The 8,860-nt window shown below is 37.3% G+C and carries 5 protein-coding genes and 1 pseudogene; 5 read left to right on the top strand and 1 reads right to left on the bottom strand.

Going from position 1 to position 8,860, the window contains the following annotated elements; genetic code table 11:
• Positions 1-257 precede the first annotated feature (257 nt).
• Positions 258-2,429 (top strand): stalk domain-containing protein, encoded by a 2,172-nt coding sequence (locus ACPLVE_RS10460; protein WP_424611496.1) that lies wholly within the window; start codon positions 258-260, stop codon positions 2,427-2,429.
• 15 nt (positions 2,430-2,444) lie between these two features.
• On the opposite strand, the gene ACPLVE_RS10455 is transcribed toward ACPLVE_RS10460, so the two are convergent.
• Positions 2,445-3,767, bottom strand: a complete 1,323-nt coding sequence (locus ACPLVE_RS10455; RefSeq protein ID WP_424611495.1) for a polysaccharide deacetylase family protein — start codon at positions 3,765-3,767, stop codon at positions 2,445-2,447.
• 381 nt (positions 3,768-4,148) lie between these two features.
• Here ACPLVE_RS10455 and ACPLVE_RS10450 point away from each other — a divergent pair, with 381 nt between their 5' ends.
• The 4 genes and pseudogenes from ACPLVE_RS10450 to ACPLVE_RS10435 form a co-directional block, all read left to right on the top strand.
• Positions 4,149-6,509, top strand: coding sequence for an S-layer homology domain-containing protein (locus tag ACPLVE_RS10450; RefSeq protein ID WP_424611494.1), 2,361 nt, complete (start codon positions 4,149-4,151; stop codon positions 6,507-6,509).
• Between the two features lie 217 nt (positions 6,510-6,726).
• Entirely contained in the window at positions 6,727-7,557 is an 831-nt protein-coding gene (locus ACPLVE_RS10445) for a DeoR/GlpR family DNA-binding transcription regulator (RefSeq protein ID WP_424611493.1), read from the top strand.
• Entirely contained in the window at positions 7,523-8,455 is a 933-nt protein-coding gene (gene pfkB / locus ACPLVE_RS10440; RefSeq protein WP_424611497.1) for a 1-phosphofructokinase, read from the top strand. Before ACPLVE_RS10445 ends, pfkB begins: the two co-directional genes overlap by 35 nt.
• Before the next feature lie 3 nt (positions 8,456-8,458).
• Positions 8,459-8,767, top strand: a pseudogene (locus ACPLVE_RS10435) (PTS fructose transporter subunit IIBC); the annotation flags it as partial.
• Positions 8,768-8,860 lie beyond the last annotated feature (93 nt).

Genomic DNA, 8,860 nt, shown 5'->3' with positions numbered 1-8,860 from the left:
AAAACAAGGAACCCTTCTCATCATAACGGGTTCCCGATATTTTGTCAACAGTCTGTAAAGGCTGGACTCCCCAGCCTTTAAATTTTCTGCTCCAGTATTTTCCATTAAATAGCAGCTGAAGAATTTATAAATTTGCTCATTTAATGTAGAATTTTCTTAGTTTTTGTAATCATATTGTAATGCTTTTGAAATGAAACTGTAACATAAGTAGTTTACAATAAAAATTAAGAATAAAAAACTAAAGAGGAGGGGATTGATTGAGGAAGAAGCTAAAGTATTTAATTGGATTTATTCTGGGAAGTTTTTTTCTAATCTACAGCATAGTTTCTGCATATGGCGCTGAAGTGTACAATGTTAACGGCAAAAATGTCTACTACAATTACCCACCCATAACAATCGTGATAAATGGCGAAAAACAAAGTCCTCCAATGAAGCCTCTCATGTTTGACGACAGAGTATTTGTTCCTGTGAGATTTGTATCAGAAAAAATGGGTGCTAAAGTTGATTACGACAATACAAAAGTCACAATTACCTACATGGGAGACAAAATTACCCTCTACTTTTACAAAGACACGGCATATATAAATGATAAGGTAGTCAAACTAGATTCTTCAGTGAAATTAATAAATTATGGTTATACATATGTACCCTTGAGATTTATTGGAGAGGCTTTAAAAAATGACGTCAATTGGGATGGAAAGGCAAAAACTGTATATATAACTTCAAAAGAGCAAAAAATTTCAATGGACGTGGTGGTAAATGGAGATATAGTAAGAATAAGAACGGGACCCGACACAAAATACGACGTGATAACTACAGTGAATAAAGGAGAAGTATTAAAAGCTTTATCAAAACTGGGAGACTGGTATAAAGTACAGCTTAAAGATAATAGACAGGGCTGGATTGCAGGGTGGCTGGTAATTCCAAAAGACCAGACGCAGCAGGCTTCTCAGAATCCCCCTAAAGAAGAAAATAGTTCTAATACCACTTCTTCACAGCAGAAGGATGCTTCTTTGCCCAAATATTACACTGTTGAAGATATAAAATTTAACAAACAAGGCGATTTGAAACAGGTAGTCATCTCTACAAATTCTTCGGCTTACAAAGTAACAAAAGACTCAGCAAAGAGTGCTATTCTTGTAAATTTGGAGAACACGGTTTTGAAAGAAAGTTTTCCAGCAATGGCACTTGACGATGATGTAGTAAAAGGTATTATCCCAAGCCAGGTATCATCTGCAGTTGTTCAAATAGCAATTACACTTAATAAAGATGCCAATTACGATTTAGTAACGCAAGATGGCAAATTGATAATAAACGTCATTCCAAGCGTAGAAAATGTGCAAAATCCTCTTCTACCTGCTGATACTCCAAAACTTTCCCTACCGCCTCTTATGGTAAGTGGAGGCTTAGTAAATATAAGAACTGGTCCTGGAACTCAGTATGATATTGTAACACAGGTAAATAGAGGAGAAATTTTAGAAGCATTAGACAAATCAGGGGACTGGTATAACGTTCGCCTTAAAGACGGTACAGTAGGTTGGATTTCAGCTTTATACGTTACGGTTTACGATAAACCGGAAAAGAAAGATTACGTCGCAGGGGTAGACAGGCGTACAGGTACCACACCTTCAAGAGGGAATATAGGTCAGGCTCTTTCTACATTGCCTTATGCTGGAAAGGGCGTGTGGTACAGCATATACACTACTCCACCTACAGCGTCAGATATAAGCCTTTTTGCGGCTTCTAACATAACTCACATTTATCTTGAAGTTGCAACTTCTAAATCGGGATTTCCAGACGAATGGAAAGCATGGCTTGATACTGTGGTTCCAGCAGCTCACAGAGCAGGCATAAAAGTCATAGCCTGGCTTTACACTGACCTAAAAAATCCCTCTTATGACGCTGACCTGACAGTGCAGGTAGCGACATACGTTACTCCCAGCGGCCATACAGTGGATGCTGTTGCAGCAGATATTGAAGAGTTGCCGCAAAAAGACCCGGTAAAAGCCGCTCAGATAGTTGAGGACTATGCGAAAAAAGTGAGAAGTAAACTACCTTCAAATGTATCTTTTATAGCAATCACTTTCCCGCCTCAGTATAGACCCAGTTATCCTTTTGCCACAATGGCAAAATACTTTGATGCGATAGCTCTTATGGACTACTGGAACATATCAAACAGAACTTACACTTATGACGATGCGAAAAACTTTGTGATGGACTCTGTAAATATTGTAAGGGCGTTGGCAGGAGATGATGTCCACATAGAAGTGATATTGCAGGGCTATGCAGAAAGGGGATTAAGCCTTCCGACTGTAGAGGAGCTAAGAGGAGGAATTGACGGAGCAAGAGAAGCAAATGCAATAGGATATTCTGTCTACAAATGGGCAACTCTCGCTGATGAACACAAAAACTTATTTGCAAATTATTAAGGAGTAGCTTTTTGGCTACTCCTTAATAATTTTATCCAGCAATACTGCTAACTCTTCTCTAGTCAACGTTTTTTCAGGCGATTTAAACATATTTTTATCAAGACTATTTAAATCAAAAAACTTCTTTATCACATCAACCGCTTCTTCCCAGGTGACAGGTTTTTGAGGCCTAAAAGTATTGTCCTCATATTCCTTCATAATTTCGTTATTCACTACAGTTACTACAGCTTTGTAATACCACGCATTTTTAGGTACATCTTTAAAATACACTTCTCTTTCTAAAACTTTTTTCTCCTTCAAAAAGACCTTATTTATCAAAGAAGCAAATTCTGCCCTTGTAATAGGTTTTTCAGGTTTAAAAGACCCGTCTTCATACCCCGCAAAAATTCCCTTCACTATTGCGCTTAAAATATCTTTTTCAAACTGTCTTCCTTTAATATCCCAAAAAGGGATAAAGTTTATACCGTGACTTAATTTATTAATTTTTTCCACTATATCCTGGCCTGTATCAGAATCTCGAACAGCGATTCTTTTAAGCTTCATTATGTTATCCCCGTAATAATTTACTCCTTCCTGTATTCCAAACGCCATCTCAAAGCCTACTTTTCTTGCTATTTCATCGCTTATCTTATTTCCTGCTCCAAAAGGGTATGCCAGGCATATAGGGGCTTTGCCTATCTTTTCTTTAATTATCTCTCTTGAGCGCAAAAAGTCTGTATAAAGCCTTTGTTTATATTCTTCCATCGTTTCAAGATGTCCATTTATTATCACAGGTCCCATCACCATAGGAATTTTTTTAAAGCCATTTGACCTGTAGCTGTGAAGGTCATATGTGTGACTTTCAATTTCTATAACTCCACTATCTGCCATTTCTTTCGCCTGTTCCCATGTAAAATGGGGTATATGTACATTTGGTTTTTGTTTATTTACCTCATCTGGAACATAACTTACTATGATGTTTATAGCTGCTTTCATATTAAGCTTTTTAAGAACAGGATATGCATAAGTATAATTACTCAAATATCCGTCATCAAAAGTTATCACAATAGGCTTTGGGGGTAAGGGCTTATTATAAAGCACAAAATCTCTTAACTCCTCTAAAGTTATAGTATGATATCCCGCTGCTTTCAAATAAAGCATCTGCTTTTCAAATCTTTCAGGGTCAACTATCACTCCTCCGTATTTTTTTGAATCAAAAGTTCCTTCCTTTTGAAGGTGATGGTACATCAAAACGGGTACAAAAGGCCTGTTTGACTGTGCTTTTAGCTCTATTGTTGGTATTGATACTGCAAAAACCAATGCAACTGCTACTACAAAAAAAATTAACCTTTTCCTCATACCCTTCAACCTCTCCACAAATTTATCACCAGTATATCACAAGATTATCACAAATATGTTACAGAAATGTTAAAAAAACATTAAATTAAACCAAAAAAGAAGGGAGAATTAACTAAACAACGAATAATATATTATCAGCACCATCTGTTGATGAAGAAATAAAAATGTTAAACCAATATTACAGAAATATTACAAATTGGTAACAATTATTGACTCCCTATGTGGCTGATGATATAATATAATCAGGTTGCGTATCCAGTAGCGTACCAATATCTCTAAAATGTACTTACATAGGTAAAAATTTTTGAAAGGCTTATGCCTTTCAAAAACAAAATAAAAAACCCTTTTCAAAATTAAAGTACAAGGAGGAGGATTAACTGTATGAAGCGCCTCAAAAAGTTAATAGCGTTCGCCGTAAGCTTCGCATTGGTGTTTGGCGCTATGGCGGTAGGCTTTGCAGCAACGACGCCATTCACTGATGTGCCGAGCGATGCGCCATACGCATCAGCAGTAGCGAGGCTGGCTGCCCTTGATATTACAAAGGGAGTTGGGGATGGCAAGTTTGGAGTAGACCAGCCAGTTACAAGAGCTCAGATGGTAACATTCGTCAACAGAATGCTGGGCTATGAAGGCTTGGCAGAAATGGCAAAAGCAGAAAAATCAGTATTCAAAGATGTACCACAGAATTACTGGGCAGTAGGACACATCAACCTTGCATATCAGATGGGCATCGCTAAAGGTGTAGGCGATGGCAAATTCGATCCAAATGGACAGTTGACCTACGCACAGGCGTTAGCATTCGTACTGAGAGCATTAGGATATCAGGACCTCTCATGGCCCTATGGAGTACTGGCAAAAGCACAGGACATAGGTTTGACAGCAGGAATCAACCTTGCTTATAACCAAGTAATACTCCGTGGAGACCTTGCATTGGTACTTGACAGAGCACTTCAGACACCGATGGTAAAATATGTAGATGGCAAAGAGACAGAAGGGAATAAACTCATATCAAAGGTAGCAAACGTTACAAAATACTTAGTAGTAGCAACACCTAATGTTGACAGCAATGTAGCAGCAGGGAAAGTACAGGTTAAAGGTATAGAAGTAAAAGATGGAGTAATTACTTTTGCTGATGCTACAACTATAAATGCTGGCAATATAGATTTCAACAAGTACCTCGGTAAAGTAGTTGAAGTATACACTGTAAAGAGCACAGGAGAACCTGTATTTGTAGATGTAACGGCTACACCAGAGAAATCTTTCACAGCAAAGGAATTTAAGGTAGTTAATAACGTTGTCTACAATGATAACAAGAAAGTAGTAGAAATTCCTAGCCCTACAGATGTAACTGTAATTTACAATGGAGGAAAGACAACATTAGATCAAGTATTAGATAAAGCAAAAGTAGAAGATGGTGCACGTGTAACAATATTAGCTCCAGATAATAAGACATACAATTATATGATTGTAAATGATTCATTCAAGTATCAGAATGTACGAGTTACAGCAGATGTAAAAGCTGGAGACAAATTTATCAATGCAAATAGCAGCCTGAGAATAGCTGGAGATTCAGTAAAGACTGTCATTGTAAAAGGTTCTGTTGACAAAGTAACAGATATAAAAGCTAATGACATAATTTACTATGGCACTACGGTAGATGGCTCCAAAGTGACAATACTGGTTGTAAGAGATAAAGTGGAAGGAAAAGTAACAACGGTTATTGATGATGGCGCAAAGGTTGTAATCAACGATAAGACATATACAGTAAATGGATATGCTGAGAACAAAACTCCTGCAGTAGGCGATGAAGGTGTATTTGTACTTGATAAAGATGGTAACATTGTATATGCTATATTAAAAGTTTCTGCAGCAGCTGAAAATTATGCTATAGCACTTGCAGCTGAAGCATATGGTCCGCTAACAGGCGGAAAAGTTGAACTTCTCACAGCTGAAGGCAAAAAGATATTAGACGCTAAGTATGATGCAGCAGTAGCAGCACAGACTTATGCAGAGAAGAAAGACTTAGTAACATATACAGTAAAAGACAATAAAGTAGACAGTGTGAAAAAAGTAGAGTACAACGTTCGTGATGCTAACAATGTAACTTATGATCCAACTAACAAAGTATTAGGTAGAAGCCTCTACCTCAGTGATAGTACATTAATATTCAATTTGAAAGACAACTCTGTAGTAAAAGTTGGAGACATTACGGTTAAATCACTAAATGTTGTTGGGGCTGTTGAAGGAGATTACAATTACCTGAAAGTACTAGTTATCAATAGCGATATAACAACAAAACCAGAAAGTGAAGTAAAATCAGTTGTATACGGTTATGTAAAAGATGATCCTATAAAATATACAGTTGCTGATAACAAGACATACTATAAGATCACTGTACTTGCAAATGGTGGAGAAGTAACATACACTTCTGAGAAAGATGTAATTACAGATGCTCCAGTAAAAGGAAAAGTATATGTGTTTAAGCTTGATGCAAATGGGGTAATCATTAAAAATTTAGAGCCAGTTAATCCAGTTAATGTCGAGGGTAGTGTCAAGGTAAGTGACTATTCCAGCTACGGTATTAAGTTAGAGAATGGTGCACAATACGCATTAGACAGCAATGTAACAGTTGTATCAAAAGATGGTAAACTTGCTGGACTCGGAGATATAGCAAAAGGTACAACAGTGGAACTCTATGTGAACAGTGTAGGTAAAGTAGTAATAATTAAGATAACCAACTAACATAAACAAAAAAGAGTCCTCCTCCTTGGAGGACTCTTCAGTTTGTTGACAAAGCAAAATTTTAGCCCCTGTTTTCTTAGTACCGAAAGCATTCTTACTATAGCAGGCTTTATGCCTGTTTTATTTTTTACCCATTGACAAATCAAAATCGGTAGTATATAATCAAAATTAAGCAAAATCATTCATATTTGAGCGGGAATAAATTGAACGGATGTGAATGAATATGGGTGTATCTGATAGGATGTTTGGAGAGGAAAGGCGTCTCAAAATTGCTGAAATTATAAGTAAAGATAAAAGTATAAGCGTTGCGGAGCTAAGTAAACTCTTCAATGTTTCTGAATCTACAATAAGAAGAGATTTGCATGTGCTGGAGGAAAAGGGTTTCATACAGAGGACTCATGGTGGAGCTATTTTAAAAACTGGTACTCACTATGAGCCAGCCTTTTTTGAGAAAGAAGAAGTGGAGCTTGAAGCAAAGAGAAAGATAGGTAAAATTGCTGCCTCACTGATTGAAGAAGGGGATACTATTCTTCTGGATTCAGGTACTACTACTCTGGAAATTGCGAGAAATTTAAAAAATATGAGGCTTACAGTTGTCACCAATTCTCCTTTAATTGCAATAGAGCTTTCAAAGTATGAGGATATTGAAATAATCGTTACAGGAGGTATACAGAGGTGGAGGACCAGGGCATTGGTTGGCCCTATTGCAGAGATGGTCATAAGGCAGTTTAAAGTGGATAAGGCTTTTATAGGTACAAATGCTATATCTTTTGAGGATGGGCTTATGACTCCAGATTTAATTGAAGCTAATACTAAAAAAACGATGATAGAGGTAGCAAGCGAAGTCTATGTGGTAGCAGACCACACTAAGTTTGGCAAAAAGTCTTTTGTAAAATTTGCAGATCTTAAAGATATCACGGCAATAATAACTGATGATGAGATAGATTATGAGGTCATAAAAAAGTATGAACAGGCAAATGTAGAGATACTAAATTTTGAAAGGGATGAAGATGATGATAACAACAGTGACAGCAAATCCAGCAATTGATAGGACAATAATTGTCGAAAATTTAAAGCCTGGAAGTGTCAATAGGGTGATTCGTTCAAGAGTTGACGCTGGAGGAAAGGGGATAAATGTAGCCAAAAACTTAAAAAACCTTGGAGATGAGGTAATTGCCTTGGGCTTTTTGGGCCCCAATGCTAATTATATAATTGACTGCCTTGAAGAAGAAGGAATAAAAACTGATTTTGTGAGGATAAAAAATGATACGAGGACGAATATAAAGATTTCTGATATTTCAAGGGGAGAAGTGACTGATTTAAATGAATACGGTCCCGAGATAAGTGAAGAAGAGATAGAGCTTCTTAAGGAAATCATATTTAAATATGCAGAAAAATCTAAAGTGCTTGTACTATCGGGGAGCTTACCACTGGGAGTGCCTAAAACTTTTTATAAAGAGATAATTAAAGAATTAAAAAACAGCAATTTAAAAGTGATTCTGGATGCTGACAATCAAGCTCTTTTTTACGGCATAGAAGAAAAGCCTTTTATGATAAAGCCTAATGTTCACGAGCTGGAGGATGTGGTAGGGAAAAGGCTTGAGACTTTAGAAGAAATTATTGAAGAGGGGAAAAAACTAAACAAATTGGGCATAAAAATAGTTGCAGTTTCTATGGGGAAAGAGGGAAGCGTTGTTATAACTGATGATGCTGTATTTAGAGTAAAACCTCTAAAAGTTGAAGTGAAAGGAACTGTTGGAGCAGGAGATGCATACGTTGCAGGCTTTGCGCATGGAATATATAGAGGGCTTTCTCTTGAGGAGACAATAAAAATAGCTGCAGCGCTGTCAACTTCTGTGGTCATGAAAGAAGGTACAAGAGCAGGTACTATTGAAGAAGTAAATGCATTGAAAGACAAAATTGAGATTGAGAGGATAGAAAGGTGAGGGAATAGATTTACAAAAGATGAAATAGAAGCAGGTAAAGCAGCCTGGGTATTGGGAGCTTCCTTCATAACAGAAGGCGCTATACCTTTTGCAGCAGCAGACCCATTCAGGGTAATACCCTCTATAATGGTGGGTTCTGCAGTTACAGGCGCACTTTCAATGCTTTTCCACATTGAATTAAGGGCTCCTCACGGAGGCATATTTGTGATACCTATAGCCGTTTCAAATCCACTTCTTTATATTGGTGTGATAGCAGTCGGTACAGTTGTAACTGCCTTAATGGTTGCGCTTCTTAAAAAGAAAGTAGAATAAAAAATCAGGGCAAGCTCTTGTTTGCCCTGATTTTTTATGTGCGCCCGGCATGGGCGATAACTAGGCGGTGAAAGTCCGCTGTGGGCTTGGTAG

The sequence above is a fragment of the Caldanaerobacter sp. genome (genome assembly GCF_049701115.1).
Classification (GTDB): domain Bacteria; phylum Bacillota; class Thermoanaerobacteria; order Thermoanaerobacterales; family Thermoanaerobacteraceae; genus Thermoanaerobacter.
This window is presented reverse-complemented; position numbering and strand designations above follow the sequence as displayed.

What these genes read in the sequence shown, in the direction of transcription:
- ACPLVE_RS10455 (WP_424611495.1), bottom strand. Translation starts at nt 3,767, where the DNA reads ATGAGGAAAAGGTTAATTTTTTTTGTAGTAGCAGTTGCATTGGTTTTT.
- pfkB (WP_424611497.1), top strand. Translation starts at nt 7,523, where the DNA reads ATGATAACAACAGTGACAGCAAATCCAGCAATTGATAGGACAATAATT.
- ACPLVE_RS10445 (WP_424611493.1), top strand. Translation starts at nt 6,727, where the DNA reads ATGAATATGGGTGTATCTGATAGGATGTTTGGAGAGGAAAGGCGTCTC.
- ACPLVE_RS10450 (WP_424611494.1), top strand. Translation starts at nt 4,149, where the DNA reads ATGAAGCGCCTCAAAAAGTTAATAGCGTTCGCCGTAAGCTTCGCATTG.